Origin of the sequence: Exiguobacterium sp. SH3S1 (genome assembly GCF_004337105.1) — a bacterium.
GTDB lineage: Bacteria > Bacillota > Bacilli > Exiguobacteriales > Exiguobacteriaceae > Exiguobacterium > Exiguobacterium aurantiacum_A.
This window is the reverse complement of sequence record NZ_SJUW01000013.1, coordinates 1-20,546: the sequence shown is the minus strand read 5'-3', so window position 1 is coordinate 20,546 and position 20,546 is coordinate 1. Positions and strand designations below refer to the sequence as shown.

19 protein-coding genes, 2 rRNA genes and 1 riboswitch are annotated in these 20,546 nt (G+C 54.6%); all 21 genes read right to left on the bottom strand.

The genetic code is table 11. The features are described from left to right. Window positions 1–19: 19 nt before the first annotated feature. Complete coding sequence (gene pcrB / locus EVJ26_RS12350) at window positions 20–700, bottom strand: heptaprenylglyceryl phosphate synthase (protein ID WP_131456683.1); 681 nt, start codon at window positions 698–700, stop codon at window positions 20–22. Window positions 701–791: 91 nt separating this feature from the next. Beyond that, on the bottom strand, window positions 792–1,025 hold the full coding sequence (locus EVJ26_RS12345; protein ID WP_016509263.1) for a hypothetical protein: 234 nt from the start codon (window positions 1,023–1,025) through the stop codon (window positions 792–794). A 12-nt stretch (window positions 1,026–1,037) separates the two neighbouring features. Beyond that, window positions 1,038–2,420, bottom strand: a complete 1,383-nt coding sequence (locus tag EVJ26_RS12340; RefSeq protein WP_131456681.1) for a TrkH family potassium uptake protein — start codon at window positions 2,418–2,420, stop codon at window positions 1,038–1,040. Window positions 2,421–2,455: 35 nt separating this feature from the next. Beyond that, entirely contained in the window at window positions 2,456–2,761 is a 306-nt protein-coding gene (locus EVJ26_RS12335; RefSeq protein WP_016509246.1) for a YerC/YecD family TrpR-related protein, read from the bottom strand. A 67-nt stretch (window positions 2,762–2,828) separates the two neighbouring features. After that, a complete protein-coding gene (locus EVJ26_RS12330) occupies window positions 2,829–4,571 on the bottom strand; it encodes an adenine deaminase C-terminal domain-containing protein (protein ID WP_131456679.1) in 1,743 nt (580 codons plus the stop codon). Between the two features lie 175 nt (window positions 4,572–4,746). Then, the gene (locus EVJ26_RS12325; protein ID WP_236634112.1) at window positions 4,747–7,032 is read right to left on the bottom strand and encodes a bifunctional diguanylate cyclase/phosphodiesterase; all 2,286 of its coding nucleotides are present in this window, start codon (window positions 7,030–7,032) and stop codon (window positions 4,747–4,749) included. A 100-nt stretch (window positions 7,033–7,132) separates the two neighbouring features. Beyond that, on the bottom strand, window positions 7,133–8,386 hold the full coding sequence (gene purD / locus EVJ26_RS12320; protein ID WP_131470603.1) for a phosphoribosylamine--glycine ligase: 1,254 nt from the start codon (window positions 8,384–8,386) through the stop codon (window positions 7,133–7,135). Between the two features lie 13 nt (window positions 8,387–8,399). Continuing rightward, complete coding sequence (purH, locus tag EVJ26_RS12315; RefSeq protein WP_131456674.1) at window positions 8,400–9,920, bottom strand: bifunctional phosphoribosylaminoimidazolecarboxamide formyltransferase/IMP cyclohydrolase; 1,521 nt, start codon at window positions 9,918–9,920, stop codon at window positions 8,400–8,402. Further along, window positions 9,917–10,495, bottom strand: coding sequence for a phosphoribosylglycinamide formyltransferase (gene purN, locus EVJ26_RS12310; RefSeq protein WP_071399056.1), 579 nt, complete (start codon window positions 10,493–10,495; stop codon window positions 9,917–9,919). The genes purH and purN overlap by 4 nt, the downstream gene beginning before the upstream one ends. After that, on the bottom strand, window positions 10,492–11,526 hold the full coding sequence (gene purM, locus EVJ26_RS12305; protein WP_131470601.1) for a phosphoribosylformylglycinamidine cyclo-ligase: 1,035 nt from the start codon (window positions 11,524–11,526) through the stop codon (window positions 10,492–10,494). Before purM ends, purN begins: the two co-directional genes overlap by 4 nt. 12 nt (window positions 11,527–11,538) lie before the next feature. Then, window positions 11,539–12,948 carry an amidophosphoribosyltransferase gene (gene purF, locus EVJ26_RS12300; protein ID WP_131456670.1) on the bottom strand — a complete coding sequence of 470 codons (1,410 nt, stop codon included), beginning with the start codon at window positions 12,946–12,948 and terminating at the stop codon, window positions 11,539–11,541. Then, window positions 12,924–15,143, bottom strand: a complete 2,220-nt coding sequence (gene purL, locus EVJ26_RS12295; protein WP_131470600.1) for a phosphoribosylformylglycinamidine synthase subunit PurL — start codon at window positions 15,141–15,143, stop codon at window positions 12,924–12,926. The genes purF and purL overlap by 25 nt, the downstream gene beginning before the upstream one ends. Further along, window positions 15,127–15,807 carry a phosphoribosylformylglycinamidine synthase subunit PurQ gene (purQ, locus tag EVJ26_RS12290; RefSeq protein WP_131470599.1) on the bottom strand — a complete coding sequence of 227 codons (681 nt, stop codon included), beginning with the start codon at window positions 15,805–15,807 and terminating at the stop codon, window positions 15,127–15,129. The genes purL and purQ overlap by 17 nt, the downstream gene beginning before the upstream one ends. Next, a complete protein-coding gene (purS, locus tag EVJ26_RS12285) occupies window positions 15,804–16,046 on the bottom strand; it encodes a phosphoribosylformylglycinamidine synthase subunit PurS (protein WP_021065194.1) in 243 nt (80 codons plus the stop codon). Before purS ends, purQ begins: the two co-directional genes overlap by 4 nt. Then, a complete protein-coding gene (gene purC / locus EVJ26_RS12280; RefSeq protein WP_131470598.1) occupies window positions 16,043–16,747 on the bottom strand; it encodes a phosphoribosylaminoimidazolesuccinocarboxamide synthase in 705 nt (234 codons plus the stop codon). The genes purS and purC overlap by 4 nt, the downstream gene beginning before the upstream one ends. A 48-nt stretch (window positions 16,748–16,795) precedes the next feature. Then, complete coding sequence (gene purB / locus EVJ26_RS12275; RefSeq protein ID WP_131441204.1) at window positions 16,796–18,088, bottom strand: adenylosuccinate lyase; 1,293 nt, start codon at window positions 18,086–18,088, stop codon at window positions 16,796–16,798. Further along, on the bottom strand, window positions 18,085–19,179 hold the full coding sequence (gene purK / locus EVJ26_RS12270; RefSeq protein ID WP_131456664.1) for a 5-(carboxyamino)imidazole ribonucleotide synthase: 1,095 nt from the start codon (window positions 19,177–19,179) through the stop codon (window positions 18,085–18,087). Before purK ends, purB begins: the two co-directional genes overlap by 4 nt. After that, window positions 19,179–19,667, bottom strand: coding sequence for a 5-(carboxyamino)imidazole ribonucleotide mutase (gene purE, locus EVJ26_RS12265; protein ID WP_131441206.1), 489 nt, complete (start codon window positions 19,665–19,667; stop codon window positions 19,179–19,181). The genes purK and purE overlap by 1 nt, the downstream gene beginning before the upstream one ends. A gap of 69 nt (window positions 19,668–19,736) precedes the next feature. Beyond that, window positions 19,737–19,838: riboswitch (purine riboswitch) on the bottom strand. Window positions 19,839–19,979: 141 nt separating this feature from the next. Beyond that, a complete protein-coding gene (locus EVJ26_RS12260; protein ID WP_034809046.1) occupies window positions 19,980–20,171 on the bottom strand; it encodes an NETI motif-containing protein in 192 nt (63 codons plus the stop codon). A gap of 85 nt (window positions 20,172–20,256) precedes the next feature. Next, a 5S ribosomal RNA gene (gene rrf / locus EVJ26_RS12255) occupies window positions 20,257–20,372 on the bottom strand. Window positions 20,373–20,423: 51 nt separating this feature from the next. Further along, a 23S ribosomal RNA gene (locus EVJ26_RS12250) occupies window positions 20,424–20,546 on the bottom strand; the annotation flags it as partial.

Genomic DNA, 20,546 nt, shown 5'->3' with positions numbered 1-20,546 from the left:
CCAAACATTTGTTCTTATTTTAACGGACTACTTGCACAGTCGCAAGCGCCCCTTCGAGATTGTCGTAAATGATGTTGCCGACGACGATCGTGTCGGCGTATTCGGCCATCATCCGGGCCGTGTCGCTCCCGTCGATGCCGCCCCCATAAAACACGTGGGCATTGGGTAAAGCCAGCTTCACTTCTTTGACGACGTCAGGTGAACCGAGCGTGCCGCTATATTCGAGATAAAGCGACGGGAGACGGAACAGATGATGACCTGTTTCGGCGTAGGCGACGACTTCTTCAAGCGTCAACGTTGCTCTCGCCCCGGTCACAGCGGCCACTTTCGCTTCCGGATTCAAGACGATATACCCTTGTCCGGTCACGTTATTTGAGTCAAACAGATGGCCGTACCGTTCGAAAGCCCGCATTTGATGACCGACGACCCAATCGACGGTGCCGGCGTTCAACACCGTCGGGATAAAGTAATGATCGAATCCACGGATGGCGTGTTCAGGATGACTCATCTCGAGCGCGACCGGAATCCCGCAACCTTGCAGCCGTGCGTAAAGGGCGAACGTGTTCTCCGCATCGACCCCGTCCGTACCACCGATGAGAAACGCGTCCGTACCTGAACGGACGAGCGCGGCAAGTGCCGATTCATCGAGCTTTTTGTTCGGGTCCAGTTTAAACACATGGCGCCACGTCTGAAAATCCATCCATCTTCCCTCCATTCGATACCTTCTCTAGTGTAGCGATTTTTAGGACAGGTTGCATCTGTTGGACAAAAAAAAGACTTGCCGAAGCAAGTCATGTACGTGCGGTCCGGCTACGCTCGCGCTCCGTCAACCATTTGGCGACGAGGAGCGCGAACAAACCATAGACCGGGACGAACCAGAGCGGGTTGGCCAAGAAAAAGCCAAGCACGGGGATATCGAGTAGCGGTGAATCCGGCGAACAAAGCGCCGTCCCGTTCACGACGGCGATAAACGGCAACACTGGAACAGCGAACACGTAACCGAAATTGATCCAAAATGCCTTCATGTCACAATCTCCTTAACCTAAGATAATCGATTCTTTCGGATAGTTGTACATTCGCTTCGGTTGTCTCCGTTGCAAGAGCAAGATGAAGGCGATGACACCGATCCGACCGATGAACATGAGCATCGTGAGCACCCATTTGCCGACATTGCTAAACTCCGACGAGAGGCCGACCGAAAGCCCGGTCGTCCCGAACGCTGAACACGCCTCAAACAAAATGCGCGTGAGCGATGCGTCTTCAAAGAACGTGAGCACTAAGACCCCCGTCAACAAGACGGCGAGCGATACCGTGATGATCACGAACGCTTTCCAAATATCTTCGAGCACGATCTCACGTCCGAACACCTTGATCGACGAGTCCCCGCGAATGAACGCGATGACCCCGAGCACGGCGACGGCGAACGTCGTCGTCCGAATCCCCCCGCCGACAGAAGACGGCGAGGCCCCGATGAACATCAAGATGGATAAGAGCAGCATACTGCCTTCGGAGAACAAGTTGACGTCGACCGTCGACAGCCCTCCGTTTCGCGTCGTCACAGACTGGAACAACGAATCGGAAAGCGCGAGCCAAAGCGGCAACTCTTTGAAGGCGTTATTGTATTCGAACAAGAACAGACCGACCGTTCCAACGGCGATCAAAATGAAGAACGTCGATACCGTCAACTTCGTGAACAAAGAAAAACGACGCGGGAAGTTCCCACTCTTGCGACTGATCCGGTTCGTCAAATATGTCCGAATCTCGACGAGCACCGGGAAGCCGATTGCGCCGCCAGTCATGAGCACGATTTGCGTGAAGATGACGAACGGATCTTCACGGAACGGCGCGAGCGAACTGCCGGTAATATCGAATCCGGCGTTAGTCGTCGCACTGATCGAACCGAACAGGCCTTGCAGGAACGCCTCTCCGGCCGTGTCAAAGTAGTTCAAGTAATGGACACCGAGCAAGACAGCGCCGACCGCTTCAATCGCGATAACGGTGATGACAATTTCAGTGATGTATTTGATGATGCCAGACATCGACGTCTGGTTTTGATCGCGTAAAATCAACTGTCGCTCGCGGAAGCCGATTCGTTTCCCGAGCAAAATCCACATGATGACGTGGAGACTGATCAGTCCGACCCCACTCACTTGGACGATGAATAGAATGATAAACAATCCAAATGTCGAGAACGTATCGGTCACGACAATCGGGGTGAGTCCGGTGACACTGACGCAACTGACCGCGAAGAAGACGAGGTCGGTGAACGTAATCGTCACACCTGGTTGCCTCGCAATTGGTAGCGCCAACAAAACGATGGCTAGGACGACCGCGGCGCTATAAATCAACACGAGCGTCTGGATTGGTGTCAACTTCCGGAAAAACAGTTGTAAATTTCGTTTCATGAACTTATCTTGCATCTCGCGCCTCCTCTCCATCAAAAACAAGATGACTCTTACGAGTCACCTTCTGATTGTTGTAGACGTTCAAGGGCAAGATCATAGCCGCCTGACCCGTAATTCAAGCAACGCTTGACGCGGGAAATCGTGGCCGTCGAAGCACCTGTCGCTTCTTCAATTTTATGATACGTGCTACCTTCACGAATTTGGCGTGCCACTTCTAACCGTTGGGACAACGCCTGCACTTCGTTCACGGTCGCTAAATCTTCGAATAGTTGATAACAGTCTTCGAGTGTGTCAAGCTTCAAAATCGCTTCAAAAAGCTGATCGAGCTCTCGTCCTCGTAATTTATCGAGTTGCATCCGCAAGCATCCTCTCTCATCGTACTTCTTTATCATTCTAAAGCACGACCGGCTCGGACTCAACTGTTCATCGTAAAATTGCCGGAAATAGTATTTGTTTTTTCATAACTTCGTATATACCGAGCGGTGTCGCCCGGACGTAAGGCAAGTGGGTCGACGCCAGGAACAGCAACGTATAGATCGGGTCTTCGAAGTGATAGCCGCGGGCGATCAGCTCGGCACGCAACCGTTGTTCTTGGACAATCAATTGTTCGAGCGGCTCTGTCGAAGTCATCCCGCAAAGCGGTAACGGGATCTCAGCGATGATTTCCCCCCGGTCGACGAGGACGATCCCGCCGCCGAGCTCTTTCATCCGTTCGAACGCCATCAACATGTCTTGTTTACACTTCCCGAGGATCAAGTAGTCTCCGCTGATCGAATACGAGCTGACAAGACCGCCAAAATCGTTGGCGAACCCTTTAAGTACCGTATTGAGCCGCCATTTCCCTTCTTTATCTAACAGCATCAAGAACGATTCGTCGCAGTCGCGCGGCAGTTCGTCTTGGCCGGTGTCGTGTGTGATTTTAAACAGCTTCATGATGACCGAGTTGACCATATCGAGCCCGACCGGCATGCTGAACGATAAATCGTTTGGCGTCAAGTCGATCGCGACGTCGGTCGCCGGCATGAGCGCGAGCGCCGCCTCGATGAGTTCGTTCGGGAAGAACGAGGCCCCATCCCGATAGATCCATTGGCCTTTGGCGATGACGGCCGACGGACGCGGCTCATCGATCGCATCGAGGATGTTCAGGTGGGCGATCCGTCCCGGCGCAATCGAGCCGAGGACGTGATCGAGTCCGAAGTGCCGCGCCACGTTGAGCGACACGATCCGATACGCCTCGATGGCAGGCAGACCCGCCTCGATCATAATCTTCACGAGCGCGTCTTGAAGGCCGTCCTGATAAAACCCAGGGGTAGAACCATCCGTCGTTACCATCAAGTGGTCGAACGCTTCGAGACCTGCGTCCAATAACCCACGAATCATGCCCGGCAAATCGGGACGGATCGACGAATGGCGGAGTGTCGTCGTATAGCCATGTTCGAGTCGGCATAACGCCTCGTTCGCCGTCATCGCCTCATGGTCGCTGTGAACACCCATCAGCGCCATCTTCGTCAACGTCTTCGCGGACGCGCCAGGGAAATGTCCTTCGACCGGGAGACCGCACGTCTCCGCGTCGAGCATCCATTGGAGCATCTCATCGTCACCTTTTAACGTACGCGGCCAAGCCGTCAATTCTCCGGCCATGACGACGTCAGGATGATTGAACCAAGCGTGGACGCGCTCCGAGTCGACGAGGACGCTGTCGCGGTCGAGCTCGGTTTGCGTGTCGAGTCGAGCCCACCAATACGTGCTCGTCGGGAGCTGTTGAATCGCCTCGAGTTGCGCAAACGCTTGCTCCTTGTCTTGTAAAAAAAGAAGCATGTTATCGTTCACGAGCGTCGTCGTACCCCGCTCGCCTGCATACTTCGACAGCGTCGCCGGATTATAAAGTTGGAACGGATGCGCGTGCGGCTCGATGTAACCTGGTACGATATATTTCCCGGTCATGTCGACCGTCTCGACGGCCGAATCCGGCACGTCTGGTCCGACGTAAACGATGCGGTCGTTTTCAATCCATATGTTAGCCTGTTTCCACTGTTTCACGTACACGTTTAAGTATGTGGCGTTTGTCAATACGAGCGAAGGTGGTCGCAATTGATCCACGACTTCAAGTTGTGAGCGAATCATCGCTTTTGACCACGGTGCCCGCGCCGATCGTTTTAAAGGCATCGAACCCAGTCCTCCCTTAATCGCTTCAATAGTATCAAAAAATAATATTGTAAGCGTTTTCTTTCATTTGTTTCAAGTTTACCTTTTCTATGAAACACCTGCAAGCTATGTTGCCAATTGTAACGTAATTCACACGGAATTCACATAATAAAGACGCCTCTTCACAGAGGCGCCTTCACCAATCGTACATCGTTGCCGTGTTCTTCAAATAATGCTCCAGTTGCGCGAGCGGAACCGGCTTGCTGTAATGGTAGCCTTGAATCAATGAACCGCTATGCTCGAGCACGAACGCGAGCTGTTCCGGACGTTCGACCCCTTCGGTGACGATGTCGAGCCCGAGCGTATGGAACGTCTGGTACAGACCTTCGAGGAGGGCCCGGTCGAACGTGTTCTCAGGAATCCCTTTGACGAAGTTTTGATCGATCTTGATGATGTCGAGCTGCAGCGATTGTAAGAACGACAGCGACGATGTGCCGACACCGAAGTCGTCGAGTGAGATCTTGACGCCAATCGCTTTGAGCGAACGGATGAACTGTTGCAGCTCATACAAGTTGCCCCCGACCTCGCTCTCCGTAATTTCGACATGGAGCAGGAGCGGGTCAAACCCTGTGTCACGCAACACTTCCTCTAACTCCTGAAGGAACGAACCGTCCGCGATTTGACGCTTCGAGACGTTGATCGACAAGAACAAGTGATGGCGGGCTGCGTACTCTTTCATCTCCAATATGGACTGCCTGAGTACCCAGCGCCCGATGTCCGAGATGAGTCCCAGCTGCTCCGCAATCGGGATAAACAGCCCAGGTGAAATTTGTCCTTTATCCGGATGGTTCCAGCGAATGAGCGCCTCGACCCCGCGGACAGCGAACGGGCGCGGGGACACAATCGGCTGGTAGTATAGCTCGAACTCTTCATGTTCAAGCGCGTAGCGTAAGTCACGCTCCATCTCGAGCGTCTGGAGATAGTGACTTCCATCCTCGATGTCTTGGAACGATAGGATCCGATTTTTCCCGGACAGTTTGGCCTCATGGATGACGACGTCGAGACGTCCCATCATGACTTCGTACGTATGATGCGACTCGCGACAGGCGAATACATCGAGACCGATTGTCGCCGTCATTCCTTTGACACCGTTCACGTCGGACCAGTCTTTCAAATCTTTCGTCAGCCGTCGCGCGATCGGCTTCAATTCTTCGAATGTCCAATCTGGGTGCAAGAAAATGAACTCATCCGCACCGAGCCGGGCCGCAAATCCCGCTTCTTTATAGAAATTGAGACGCGACGCGATGTAAATCAAGACGGCATCACCGGTACGGTGACCGAACTGGTCGTTGATACGTCGGAAGTCGTCTAAGTCCAAACCGATCACACCGATCCGTTCATGGCTCCCCCTCACGGTCGAAAAATAGTCTTCGAGGGCGAGCCGGTTCGGCAGCAACGTCAACGCATCACGAAACGCGCGATCGAGCACTTCTGCCCGCGTATCTTCGAGTGCCGAGAGCACTTCGTTCATGCTCGTCGCCATCTGTTCGATCTCGTCTCGGCTATGTTGATCTCGACGCAGACGGAGCCGGCTATCCCGCTCGACCGTGATGTGTTTCAACTCATCGACGATTTCCATCACCCGCCGAATCACGACGTGATGTATCGTCCATAGAAGCGACAAGAACAGACCTAACGCTAAAGCAAGCAACGACAACATCCCGAGCCTCAGCATCGAGATCGTGTTCTGGTAATGGGTCGGTTCGACAATAAAGCCGACTTCAAAGTCTGCCGTTTGAAAGACGGTGTCAAGTGGCACGACGACCTCGGTCCCCTCGTTTTTGAACGTCATCTTCGTCTCACTATGTTCGACAGGCTGAATCGTCAGCGGGATTTTCGTCTGGGTGCTTAAGTCTGCCAAAAAATCCACGTCAACAAATTCAAGCATGACGAGCGTTCCTTGAGCCGGTCCGCTCCTATCACTCCGTAAGATCGGGTGACTGGCGTATAGGATCGGTCCATAGTCGCTGTCATATACACCGTTTTGTGTTTCTAGTCCCAGGCTCAACCGATTCGTAATCTCCGCGATGATTGTTTGCCGATCCGTTTTAGACAACGGAGCGTCTTCTTGACGGAATGTCGAATAGTGGACCTCGCCTTCACGGTTCAAGTACACAATCGCTTGCACACTCAAGTTTTCGAGCGACTCCTCATCTATGTTGCTTGCTATGTAAGAATCGTTCTGATTTTGAATGAACGTATACGTGTCGTTCCACACCGCCCAGTCGACGAGTGTCCGTTCAAGCGTACTCTTCCGATTCGCGAGCGTCTCGGTCACACTCGCAATTTGACTCTCGACCGTTTGACGGTCTTGCTCCATGCTTTTCTCGATAAAGTAGGGACGGATCACAAAAAAGATGACACCGACAAACACGAGTATATTCACGGCAACCGCAATCATCAGCTTCGTCCGAATGCGCACGTCGACCACCTTCTTCCTTCAATCTACTTCACCATTGTAGAGCAAGGAAGTCGGTATTCCCTTTTTTTCGCATGAAAAAAAGGATGGGTTGACCCATCCTTTAAAAAATCCGCGCCAGCGCCCGTCCGCCGATATCTCGACGATGGAACGTTTGCGGTAATGTTAACTTTTCGAGCGCGTCGTAAACGGCTGTCTTCGCTTCAAGCAAGGTCGGTTTCGTCGACGTGATGACGAACAGTCGCCCACCGTTCCCGACGATGTGACTTCCTTCGCGCGTCGTCCCAGCATGAAACACGAGCACATCTTTCGGTAAGCGCTCAAAACCTGAGAGCACTCGCCCCGTCGTTGCTTGTTCCGGATAACCGGCGGCCGCGACGACGACACCAATCGTATACCCGTCAAGCCATTCAATCGCATACGGTCGTTTAGCGATGACCGCCTCGATGACGTCAAGGAGCGGCGATGCCAAGTTCGGGAGGATGACTTCGGTTTCCGGGTCACCGAACCGGGCGTTGAACTCGATCACTTTCGGTCCGTCTTCCGTCAGAATCAGACCCGCATATAAGAATCCTTCGAACGGCGTCCCCCGCTCCACCATCGCCCGCGCGAGCGGGACGAGCACACGCTCCACCGACTCCATATAAACGGCTTCTTCTAAATGCGGCATCGGGCTATACGCCCCCATCCCGCCCGTGTTCGGTCCTTTGTCCCCGTCGAAAGCGCGCTTATGGTCTTGCGACGTGATCATCGGGATGACGTGTTCACCGGAGACGAACGCCATGAGTGAAAACTCTTCCCCGTCCAAAAATTCTTCGATGACGACGCGTGACTGGTCACCGAACTTGTCGGTCGTGAAGATGTCATGAATCGCCGCACGTGCCTCATCGAGCGAGAAGGCGACCGTGACCCCTTTACCGGCTGCGAGACCGTCCGCTTTGACGACGAGCGGTGCCCCGATTGACTCAATATAAGCGAGCGCCGCTTCCGCTTCCATGAACGTCTCATAAGCTGCCGTCGGGATGTTCGCTTCACGCATGATTTCTTTGGCGAACGCTTTGCTGCCTTCTAGCAACGCCGCTGCTTTCGTCGGTCCAAAGATGCGTCGTCCGCTCGCGTTGAACGCATCAACGACACCCGCCATGAGCGCTGACTCAGGACCGACGATCGTCCAATCGATGTCTTCGGTCTCTGCGAAGCGGACGAGTGCGGTGACGTCCGTCTCTTCAATCGGCACACACGTCACACCGTCCATGTTCAAGTTACCCGGGGCGACGAATACGTCATGCCCGTCTTGTCTCAACTTCCATGCGAGCGCGTGTTCACGGCCGCCGCGGCCAATGACGAGTACGTTCATCCTCTTGCTCCTCTCAATGTTTGAAATGTCGGACTGAAGTGAACACCATCGTAATGCCGTGACGGTTCGCCGCTTCAATCGACTCGTCGTCCCGAATCGAACCACCTGGCTGGATGATGGCCGTAATGCCGGCTGCAGCTGCAGCTTCGACCGTATCGCCCATCGGGAAGAACGCGTCGCTACCAAGCGCGGCACCGACTGCACGATCCCCTGCCTGTTCGAAAGCGATTTTCGCCGCACCGACCCGGTTCATCTGTCCGGCACCGATGCCGATCGTCGTCTCGTCTTTCGCCACGACGATTGCGTTTGATTTCACGTGTTTGACGACACGCCACGCGAGCTTCAAGTCTTCCCATTCGGCCGCCGTCGGACGACGGTCGGTCACGATTTGGCACGAAGCATCGTCGAGCGTCATATCGTCGCCGTCTTGGACGAGGAGACCGCCCGCGACTGCCGTCAGACGCATGCCTGTCATCTGCCCCATCTCAAGCGTCAATAGACGTAAATTCTTTTTCTCTTTCAATCGGTCAAGTGCTGCCTCGCTAAAGGATGGGGCAATGACGATCTCTAAGAAGATGTTGCGGAGCGCTTCTGCCGTCTCGAGGTCGACTTCACGATTGAGGGCGACGATGCCGCCGAAAATCGAGACCGGGTCGGCCGCATGGGCGCGAGCGAACGCTTGGCTGATCGTCCGACCGACAGCGACGCCGCATGGATTCATATGTTTGACGACGACCGCTGCCGGTTCCGTCAACTCGCTGAGCGCCTCGAGCGCCGCGTTCGTATCTTGGATGTTGTTATACGAGAGTTCTTTGCCGTGCAGTTGCACCGCATCGGCGAGCGTCATGCCGTCATAGAGCGGTGTCTTATAGAACGCCGCCTGTTGGTGCGGGTTCTCCCCGTAACGAAGGTCTTGGACTTTTTCGTACGTGACCGTCAGCTGTTCTGGGAACGTTTCGCCGATTTGCTGACCTAAATAGTCGGCAATCAAGGCGTCGTACGCTGCCGTATGACGGAACGCCCTCAAAGCGAGTCGTTGCCGCGTCTCAAACGACGTACCGCCATTCTGAATCTCTGCGGCAACGTTGCCGTAGTCGGCCGGGTCGACGACGACCGTCACGCTCGCATGGTTTTTCGCGGCTGAACGGAGCATGCTCGGGCCGCCGATATCGATGTTTTCAATCGCCTCTTCATACGTCGCGTTCTCTTTCGCGATTGTCTCTTTGAACGGATACAAGTTGACGACGACGTAGTCGATCGGCTCAATGTGGTGATGTTTCATCTGTTCGACGTGTGAGTCTAAATCACGGCGTCCGAGCAGACCGCCATGGACGAGCGGATGGAGCGTCTTGACACGTCCGTCGAGCATCTCGGGGAACGATGTCACTTCCGAAATATTTTTCACGGGCAGTCCGGCCGCGACGAGTGCCGCTTCCGTCCCGCCTGTCGAGATGAGTTCGATGCCCGCTTCGTGCAAGACGCGCGCAAGTTCGACGATACCTGTTTTATCTGACACACTCAGTAATGCTCTCACTTGAAAACCTCCTGTTGGTTCAACACTTGTTGTAATACGCGTGGATAGAGTTGGTGTTCGATCGCTTGAATCCGGTGGGCCGCCTCGATGCGGTCACATCCCGCGATGTCGACTTCTTCTTGCGCGATGATTGGACCCGTGTCCATCCCGGCGTCGACGTAATGGACGGTGACACCGCTCGTCGACACGTTCGCGGCAAGCGCTTGACCGATTGCATCTTTTCCTGGGAAGGCCGGCAAGAGCGACGGATGGATGTTGATGATTCGACCCGGATACGCCGCGAGCAGCACATCCCCGATTAAACGCATATAACCCGCCAAGACGATATAGTCGACGTGTAGCGCTTCTAACAGAACGAGCAGCTCCCACTCAAACTCTGACTTTGACGCATACGCCTTCGGCTCGAACGAGAACGTCTGAATGTGATGACGGTCTGCCCGCTCGAGCACTTTCGCCTCAGGCTTATCCGTGACGAGGAGCATACACTGTCCACTCAGCTCGCCGCGCTCAATCGCTTCCCAAATCGCTTCGGCGTTGCTCCCAGATCCAGAGGCGAAGATAGCGAACCGCTTCACTGGTCGACCCCCATAATCCGGACGCCTGGTTTCGCTTCGACTTTGCCGATCCGATGCGACGTCTCGCCGACCCGTTCGAGCGCGGCTTGTACCGTGTCGACGTCTTCGGGACGTACCGTGATCATGAAGCCGATTCCCATATTGAACACGTTGAACATCTCTTGCTTCGACACGTGGCCGACTTGTTCGAGCCAGTCGAATACCGGCAGGCTCGGCCAGCTTGATGCGTCAAACGTGACACCAAGACCTTCAGGCAGCATGCGCGGCACGTTCTCATAGAAACCGCCGCCAGTGATGTGGGCCATCCCTTGGACGCGTCCGGTCGAAATGGCCGCTTTCGCCGCTTCCGAATAGATGCGGGTCGGTAGCAATAATGCGTTCCCGAGCGTCGTATCGAGCATCGCGATTTCATCCGTGTACTCGAGCCCTTGCGCCTCGACGATGTGACGGACGAGTGAGAAACCGTTCGAATGGACACCTGACGAAGCTAACCCTAGAACGATGTCCCCCGCTTCGATCGTCCGTCCATCGATGAGTAGCTCTTTCTCGACGACACCGACGGCAAATCCGGCGATATCGTACTCCCCGTCCGGATACATGCCCGGCATCTCGGCCGTCTCGCCGCCGACGAGGGCACACCCTGCTTGGACGCAGCCTTCGGCCACACCCGCGACAATGCGTTCGAGCTTCGCCGGTTCCGCTTTTCCGGTCGCGATATAGTCTAAGAAGTAGAGAGGTTCGGCTCCGTGGACGAGACAGTCGTTGACACACATCGCCACGCAATCGATTCCAATCGTATCATGTTGGTCGAGCGCGAACGCGAGTTTTAGCTTCGTGCCGACCCCGTCCGTCCCGCTCACGAGGATCGGATGTTTCAATTGCATCGAGCCGAGATCGATCATCGCCCCGAAACTGCCAAGTCCGGTCATCACTTCTGGACGCATCGTCCGTGCGACGTGACGCTTCATGCGTGACACCGCTTCATAACCTGCCTCTAAATTCACACCCGCTTGTTCATATCTTAAACTCATCGTCAGTCCCCCTCAAGCTTTTGTCTCTGTCACAAGTTCCGCCAGTTCAGTTGGATAAAGTCCGGTGAAGCAAGCGGCACACTGCCCGCGCAAGTTTCCTTCGAACGGTCGGCCGATTGCTTCGACCGTACCGTCTAATGTGAGGAACGCTAATGAGTCGGCCCCGATCTCTTGTTTAATCTCTTCGATCGATTTGGTGGCCGCGATCAACTCGTCCTTTGATGATGTATCGATACCGTAATAGCACGGATGTTTGATCGGTGGTGACGTGATGCGCACATGTACTTCGGTTGCCCCGGCTTCCCGCAGCAACTTGACGATGCGACGGCTCGTCGTACCACGGACGATCGAATCATCGACCATGATGACACGCTTGCCGTTGACGACCCCACGTAGCGCCGACAGCTTCATCTTGACGCCACGCTCACGCAATTCTTGTGACGGCTGGATGAACGTCCGCCCGACGTAACGGTTTTTGATGAGACCCATCTCGTACGGGATCCCGCTCGCCTCGGCGTACCCGATGGCTGCCGAGATGCTCGAGTCCGGGACACCGGTCACGACATCCGCCTCGACCGGTGCCTCGTTGAACATCTTTTTCCCCATCGCCTTACGGGCCGTATGGACGTTGATGCCGTCGATGATCGAGTCTGGCCGCGAGAAGTAGATGTATTCCATTGAACACATCGCCCGGACCGCTGCTTCACTGTAACGTTCTGAGACGATTCCGTCTTTCGTGATCATCAACAGTTCGCCCGGTTCGACGTCACGTACGTACGTCGCCCCCACGACGTCGAACGCGCACGTCTCTGAAGCGAACACGAACGCCCCGTCTTCAGTCTTTCCGAGCGAGAGGGGACGCAAACCATGGACGTCGACGCCGACGTAAATCGCGTCTTCCGTCAAGAAAAGAAACGCGAACGCGCCGACGAGACGCGCCAAGCTGTCCGAGATCCGCTCTTTCAATGAGTTGCCGCGGCTCCGTTTGATTAAGTGGGCGACGACTTCCGTGTCAGACGTCGTCTGAAAGATCGCCCCTTCCGCCTCGAGCATATGCTTCAACTCGTTGGCGTTGACGAGGTTGCCGTTATGCGCCATCGCAAGGTCCCCGGTGAGCGATTTGAAATGGAGCGGTTGGACGTTCTCAAGCGTGTTGCCGCCCGCGGTCGAATAACGGACGTGACCGATGGCGTGATGTCCGGTCAGGGCATCGAGTGACGGCTCGTCGAACACTTCGGCGACGAGACCGAGCCCGCGTTTCGCATGCAGGCGTTCACCGTCGGCCGTGACGATACCCGTCCCTTCCTGACCTCGGTGTTGCAGGCTGTGCAGTCCGTAGTAGGCGAGGTGTGACGCTTCGTGGTGATTGAACACCCCGAACACCCCACACTCCTCGTTCATGCCTCGGATGTCATATAACATGGAATAGCTCCTTCCCATACACGTTCAAGTTCAGTGACGTCCATTTCAATTAACCGATCGCTCGAGCGGACCGTCAGTTGCGTCGCTTCGGTCACTTGACCGATTCGTGTCGCCTTCGTCAGTTTGGCGAACGTGTCCGCGTGAATTGGCGCGACCGTGACGAGGAAGCGCGACTGTGACTCGCTGAACAGTGTCGTCACGAGATCCGTGTCGACGCTGACGTCTGCACCGAGCCCCGTGCCGAACACGAGCTCAGGAAGTGCCGCCGCTAAGCCACCTTCTGACACGTCGTGAGCTGCCGTGACAAGTCCTTGACGGATTGCCGTGAGCAGCGCTTGCTGGTGACGGCTCTCGATCTCGAGGTCGAGCGTCGGTGCTTGTCCGCTCACTTTTCCGTCTTGCAACATTTGTAGCGCACTGCCGCCAAATTCAGGCTTCGTATCGCCGAGAAGGAAGATGACATCTCCAGCTGTCTTGGCGTGTGACGTCGTGATATGTTCCGGCTTCGTGATCAAACCGACCATGCCGACGACCGGTGTCGGGTAGATCGCCGTCCCGTTCGACTCGTTATAAAGCGAGACGTTCCCGCCGATGACCGGTGTGTCGAGTGCCAAACACGCCTCGGCCATACCTTCGACGGCTTGGTCGAGCTGCCAGAACCCTTCCGGTTTGTCCGGACTCCCAAAGTTCAGGCAATCGGTGAGTGCGAGTGGCTCGGCACCGCTCGCGATGATGTTGCGCGCCGCTTCAGCGACTGCGATGGCACCGCCGACGCGCGGGTCGAGGTAGACATACTTCGCGTTACAGTCGGTCGTCATCGCGAGCGACTTGTCCGTGTCACGGATTCGGATGACGGCCGCGTCGCTACCTGGTGCGACGACGGTCGACGTTTGGACCATATGGTCATATTGCTCGTACACCCAGCGTTTCGAAGCAATCGTCGGCATCGCGAGGACGTCTTTCCACGTCGCGAGCACGTCTGTGACGACCGGTTGAACCGGTGTCATCGCTTGGAACGCCTCGTAGTATGCTGGAACTTTTGACGGTTTATGATAAACTGGCGCATCTTCCGCGAGCGCGTCGACCGGCACTTCAGCGGCTACTTCGCCGTGATGGACGAGACGGAGCACTTTCTGTTCGATGACTTCGCCGATCTTGATCGCATGAAGTCCCCACTTCGTGACGATCGCTTCGATCTCGTCTTCGTGTCCTGCCTTGACGACGAGGAGCATCCGTTCTTGTGACTCGGACAACATCATCTCGTAAGGCGTCATATCTGCCTCACGTTGTGGGACGAGGTCGAGGTTCATCTCGATACCCATGCCCGCTTTCGATGCCATCTCGGCCGAAGACGACGTGAGACCGGCCGCACCCATGTCTTGAATGCCGACGAGGGCCGGATGTTTGATGACTTCAAGACACGCCTCGATCAACAACTTCTCCATGAACGGGTCGCCGACTTGGACGGCCGGGCGTTTCTCATCGGCGTCTTCGCCGAGCTCTTCAGAGGCGAACGTGGCGCCGTGAATGCCGTCGCGTCCCGTTGTCGCCCCGACGTACATGACCGAGTTGCCGACCCCCTCGGCGATCCCTTTTTGAATGTCTTCGTGGCGGATGAGGCCGACACACATCGCGTTGACGAGCGGGTTGCCGGCGTAGGCCGGGTCGAACGCGACTTCTCCGCCGACCGTCGGGATGCCGACACAGTTGCCGTAGCCGGCGATGCCGGAGACGACATGGCCGAAGAGATGTTTCACACGTGATTCGTTCAAATCTCCGAAGCGGAGCGAGTTGAGGAGTGCGACCGGACGTGCGCCCATCGAGAAGATGTCGCGGATGATCCCGCCGACACCTGTCGCCGCACCTTGATACGGCTCGATGGCCGACGGGTGGTTATGGCTCTCGATTTTGAAGGCGACCGCCTGACCATCGCCGATATCGACGATTCCAGCCCCTTCACCGGGTCCTTGAAGGACGTGTTTTCCGGTCGTCGGGAATTTACGGAGCACTGGCTTCGAGTTTTTGTACGAACAGTGTTCAGACCACATGACCGAGAATAAACCGATCTCGGTGTAGTTCGGGTCACGGCCTAAGAGCGAGACGACGAGTCCGTATTCGTCGTCAGTGAGCCCCATTGTGGCATACAGTCTTTGTTCACGGATGTGCGTCGCTGTCGGTTCAGTTGTAAGTAACATGTCGTGTCCCCCATTTTACAATCGAAGTGAATAACCGTTTGCCGTCTTCTCCGCCGAGCATCGCCTCGACCGCTCGTTCCGGGTGCGGCATCATGCCGAGCACGTTTCCTTGTGCGTTCGTGATGCCCGCGATGTTCGCGACCGATCCGTTCGGGTTGTCTGTGTAGGTGAAAGCGATCTGGCCGTTCGTTCGCAGTGTCTCGAGTGTTGCTTCGTCACAGTAGTAGTTGCCTTCTCCATGTGCGATCGGGACGCGAATCGTCTCGTCCACCGCATAGTCGCTCGTAAACATCGTCTCGTTCGTCTCGACTTTCAGTTCGACCGTCTTGCACATGAACTTCAAATCACGGTTGCGCATCAATACGCCGGGTAGGAGTCCTGCCTCGACGAGCACTTGGAACCCGTTGCAGACGCCGAGTACCGGACGTCCCTCTTCAGCGAATCGCTTCACCTCACTCATAATCGGTGAGAACTGGGCGATCGCGCCGCAACGCAAGTAGTCCCCGTATGAGAAGCCACCTGGTAACAGCACACCATCAAAACCGACAAGTGACGTCTCCGTGTGGAATACATATTCCGCTTCTTCCCCGAGCACGTCTTTGACCGCATGATACATGTCGAGGTCACAGTTTGATCCCGGGAAGACGATGACTGCGAACCTCATGCGAGTACCCCCATCTCGATCCGATAGTTCTCGATGACCGTGTTGACGAGCAATTTCTCGCACATGTCACGGACCATCGCCTCGGTCGTCTCGTCTGCGACTTGAAGTTCGATGACTTTACCGATTCGTACCGATTCGACGCCTGTGAAGCCGAGATGCTCGAGTCCGCCTTTGACGGCGACGCCTTGTGGGTCAAGTACACTTTCACGTAATGTCACGTACACGTTCACTTTTTTCATTGGTCAGTTCCCCCTATGCGTGTTAACAATTGGCCGTACGTCTCTGTCAGTGATCCGAGGTCTCTGCGGAACACGTCTTTGTCGAGCTTTTGTTTCGTCTCTTTATCCCACAGGCGACACGTGTCGGGCGAAATCTCATCGGCGAGAATGATCGTGTCATCGAGTTTACCGAACTCAAGTTTAAAGTCGATCAAATCGATACCGTGTCCATCGAAGAAGTCGAGCAAGACATCGTTCACCCATAACCCGAGTTGTCGCAATGTTTCGACTTCTTTGTGTGTGGTGACTTGCAGTAAACGGATATGGTCCTCAGTTAAAAGCGGATCTCCGAGTGCGTCATCTTTATAGTAGAACTCGACGATCGGCGACAACAGTGGCGTTCCTTCTTCCCAGCCGAGCCGTTTAGCGAGACTCCCTGCGGCGACGTTGCGTACGACGACTTCGAGCGGAATGATGTCGACGCGGCGTACGAGCTGCTCGCGGTCTGACAGTTTCTTGATGAAGTGGGTCGGAATCTTGTTGTCGTGCATGAGCTCGAACAAACGCGTCGTGATGGCGTTGTTCAACATGCCTTTCCCTGCAATCGATTGTTTTTTCTCTCCGTTGAATGCCGTCGCGTCATCTTTATAGTAGACACGGAGCACACCTTGTTCTTCTGTCTCGTATAACGCTTTCGCCTTACCTTCGTAGATTGCTTCCATCTGTATCGTCCCCCTTTAAAGTGAGAGGGGCATAGCGCCCCTCAACGATCACAAACCACAGCGTTCAAAGATTGTATCGACACGACGTACGTGATGGCTCGGGTCGAACAAATCATCGAGTTCGTCACTCGTAAAGAGTGCGCCCATCTCGGCATCTTGCTCGATCAACGTCCGGAACATCGTCTCTTCTTCCCACGCTTGCATCGCTTTCGGTTGGACCGCGTCATAGGCGGCTTCACGTGACCAGCCTTTCTCGATCAAGGCGAGCAGGATGCGTTGTGAGAAGATGATGCCGAACGTCCGGTCCATGTTGCGGCGCATGTTGTCCGGGAACACCGTCAAGTTCTTCACGATGTTGCCGAAGCGGTTGAGCATGTAGTTCAGAAGGCCGGTCGCGTCCGGGAGGATGATCCGTTCCGCTGACGAGTGCGAGATATCGCGTTCGTGCCAAAGCGGGACGTTCTCATATGCCGTCACCATATGACCGCGAATCACGCGGGCGAGTCCCGTCATGTTCTCCGAACCGATCGGGTTACGTTTATGCGGCATCGCCGACGAACCTTTTTGGCCTTTGGCGAAAAACTCTTCGACCTCACGTGTCTCTGTTTTTTGAAGGCCGCGGATCTCGGTCGCCATTTTCTCGATGGATGTGGCGATCAAAGCAAGCGTCGACATGTACTCGGCGTGGCGGTCACGCTGTAACGTCTGTGTCGAGATCGGGGCTGCTTGAATCCCTAACTTGTCACACACATACGACTCGATGAACGGGTCGATGTTTGCGAACGTCCCGACGGCGCCGCTCATTTTTCCAAACTCGATCGTCTCGCGTGCGGCCATGAACCGTTTCTTGTTTCGCTTCATCTCTTCGTACCAGAGTGCGAGTTTCAAACCGAACGTCGTCGGTTCTGCGTGGACTCCGTGTGTACGACCCATCATGATGTCATATTTGTGGGCTTTCGCTTTCTCGGCGAGGATGTCGATGAAGCGATCGATATCGGCTTCAAGGATGTCATTCGCTTGTTTGATCAAGTACGATAGCGCCGTATCGACGACATCGGTCGACGTGAGACCGTAATGGACCCATTTCTTCTCGTCTCCGAGCGTCTCTGAGACGGCCCGTGTGAAGGCGATGACGTCATGGCGCGTCTCCTGCTCGATCTCAAGGATACGCTCGACATCGAATGATGCCTTGTCCCATAATACGTTGACGTCCTCTTTCGGGATGACGCCTAGTTCGCTCCACGCCTCGCAAGCGTAAAGCTCTACTTTGAGCCATGCATCAAACTTGTTCTCATCTGTCCAAATCGCCGCCATCTCGGGACGGGTGTAACGTGAAATCATAAAACGGTCTCCTTCCAAATTGCCAGTTGTTCGATGGTGTGAAGCGCGTCCTCGACGGTACTGCCGAGCACGTTCAAGTGCCCCATTTTCCGTCCGGGTTTCGCTTCTTCTTTTCCATACAGATGTAGTTTAACATTCGATGGTAACGTTTGTGGGTTCACTTTATCCATATGTTCGCCGAGCAGATTGACCATGACGACCGGTGTGTACTGAGTCGTCCGTCCGAGTGACATGCCCGTAATCGCGCGGATGTGTTGTTCGAACTGTGACGTCTCGCATGCATCAAGCGTATAGTGTCCTGAATTGTGAGGACGTGGCGCGAGCTCATTCACGTATAGCTCGCCGTCTTCCATCACGAACAGTTCGACGGCGAGCGTACCGATCAATCCAACATGGTCAGCGAGCTGAAGTGCTAAATGGCGCGCATCTTCTAGAATGTCCATGTCAAGCCGGGCCGGAACGATCGATAAATGTAATATATTATTTTGATGGATGTTTTCACTGATTGGGAATGTTGTCGTCTCATGTGCGCCTCTCGTCACGATGACCGAGATTTCTTTTCGGAATGGCAACCACGCCTCGGCGACATATTCATCTTCATTGAACTGTTCTATGAACGCGCGTACGTCTTGTGATGTCTGGAGCACGGTTTGCCCTTTCCCGTCATAACCGAAGCGGCATGTTTTGATGACCAATGGGAGTCCTAGCAAATCTTCGGCCCGGTAAACGTCCCGTACCGATCGGACCGGCACGTAAGGTGCGACATGCAATCCGGCCGCCTCGATCATCTGTTTTTCGAACAGACGATGCTGCGTCGCTGTTAACACGTCCATCCCTTGCGGACATTTATCGGCAATCGCCTCAATCATCGCTGAGTCGATATTTTCAAATTCGTACGTGACGATGTCCGAACGGCCTGCTAGTTCTTTTGCCGCTGAGATGTCGTCGAACCCGGCGACGATACTCGGTGCGACTTGGGCTGCCGGAGCCGTCGGGTTCGGGTCGAGACTGAGCGTCTCGTAACCCATTGCGCTCGCACTGAGTGACATCATCCGCCCTAACTGTCCTCCGCCTAATATCCCGATTCTCATTAGACGAGTTCCTCCGTTCCGCGCAGCGCCATGTCTCGTTTTTGTTGACGATACGTTTCTAGACGATCGATGACTTCAGGGAATTGAAGACTGAGAATTTGAGCGGCAAACAGTCCGGCGTTTGTCGCTCCGGCTTTTCCGATGGCGACCGTTGCGACAGGAACACCTGCTGGCATCTGAACGATTGACAGTAACGAATCAAGTCCGTTCAGTGCTTTCGATTGAATCGGGACTCCGATGACCGGAAGCGTCGTCTTCGCTGCTACCATACCCGGAAGGTGGGCTGCCCCGCCTGCACCGGCGATGATGACGTGTATCCCTCGTTCCCGAGCCGCTTCGGCGTATTGGAACATCAAGTCCGGCGTTCGATGCGCGGAGACGACTTGCTTTTCGTATGGAATGTCTAACTCTTCTAGCGCGTCGCACGCATGCTTCATCGTCTCCCAGTCAGAAGAACTTCCCATGATCACACCTACTGTTGCCTTCACATCAACGTCCCCCTTAAATAAAGAAATCCCTAAACTGATTAAACAGTTTAGGGTATAGGCCATGACAAAAAAATGTCGGCTATACCCCATAGTCTGATCAGAATCGGTGATCAGGTAGAAACTTGCAAGCCATTTCCTTGCGATTATATGGAGCAATATTTGATTTTCTTAACTCACAAGCCTATCGTACCTCGTTCTTTGAAAATATGTCAACAAACAGCGAACAATTTAATTGTCTGAATATTTATCGTTCGTCTTTACGATGTTTTTACAAAAACAAAAAAACCGCCACGCATTCGTGACGGTTTGGCATTATGGTTTGAGAGCGACGCACTCAAATAAGATTGATTGATGAGAATGAACAGGTTCGTCTTTGGTTCCCGTTTTTTCAAAGACAGGCTTTTCAATCCTTCGTACCGGGCGATACCCCATTTGAGCGATTCGGTCTAAACACTCACCGACTGTCTCGTTTGGCTCGACGTATACTTTGATTTTCTTGGCCATCTGTTATTCCTCTCCTTCATTTGAGTCACGATACAAAATACAAAAAAGCGGCGGCCCTTGAGCGAATGCTCCAGAACCACCGTTTGCCTGGCGACGTCCTATCCTCACAGGGGGAGACCCCCAACTACTTTCGGCGCTGAAGCGCTTAACTTCCGTGTTCGGCATGGGAACGGGTGTGGCCGCTTCGCTATCGCCACCAGACAAGGGAATTGTTCCCTGAAAACTGAAGACTCATCAAGTTCAAACCGTTTCTAGATCAAAGCCTCGACCGATTAGTATCATTCAGCTCCACACGTCGCCGTGCTTCCACCCATGACCTATCTACCTCATCGTCTCTGAGGGGTCTTTCTTGATTGCTCAAAGGGAAATCTCATC

Coding starts and splice junctions, on each gene's coding strand:
- pcrB (WP_131456683.1), bottom strand. CDS start 700: ATGGATTTTCAGACGTGGCGCCATGTGTTTAAACTGGACCCGAACAAA.
- EVJ26_RS12345 (WP_016509263.1), bottom strand. CDS start 1,025: ATGAAGGCATTTTGGATCAATTTCGGTTACGTGTTCGCTGTTCCAGTG.
- purK (WP_131456664.1), bottom strand. CDS start 19,179: ATGAGAATCGGGATATTAGGCGGAGGACAGTTAGGGCGGATGATGTCA.
- purD (WP_131470603.1), bottom strand. CDS start 8,386: ATGAACGTACTCGTCATTGGCCGCGGCGGCCGTGAACACGCGCTCGCA.
- EVJ26_RS12335 (WP_016509246.1), bottom strand. CDS start 2,761: ATGCAACTCGATAAATTACGAGGACGAGAGCTCGATCAGCTTTTTGAA.
- purQ (WP_131470599.1), bottom strand. CDS start 15,807: ATGAGGTTCGCAGTCATCGTCTTCCCGGGATCAAACTGTGACCTCGAC.
- EVJ26_RS12330 (WP_131456679.1), bottom strand. CDS start 4,571: ATGCCTTTAAAACGATCGGCGCGGGCACCGTGGTCAAAAGCGATGATT.
- purB (WP_131441204.1), bottom strand. CDS start 18,088: ATGATTTCACGTTACACCCGTCCCGAGATGGCGGCGATTTGGACAGAT.
- EVJ26_RS12260 (WP_034809046.1), bottom strand. CDS start 20,171: ATGGCCAAGAAAATCAAAGTATACGTCGAGCCAAACGAGACAGTCGGT.
- purM (WP_131470601.1), bottom strand. CDS start 11,526: ATGAGTTTAAGATATGAACAAGCGGGTGTGAATTTAGAGGCAGGTTAT.
- purS (WP_021065194.1), bottom strand. CDS start 16,046: ATGAAAAAAGTGAACGTGTACGTGACATTACGTGAAAGTGTACTTGAC.
- EVJ26_RS12340 (WP_131456681.1), bottom strand. CDS start 2,420: ATGCAAGATAAGTTCATGAAACGAAATTTACAACTGTTTTTCCGGAAG.
- purL (WP_131470600.1), bottom strand. CDS start 15,143: ATGTTACTTACAACTGAACCGACAGCGACGCACATCCGTGAACAAAGA.
- purF (WP_131456670.1), bottom strand. CDS start 12,948: ATGTTATATGACATCCGAGGCATGAACGAGGAGTGTGGGGTGTTCGGG.
- purC (WP_131470598.1), bottom strand. CDS start 16,747: ATGGAAGCAATCTACGAAGGTAAGGCGAAAGCGTTATACGAGACAGAA.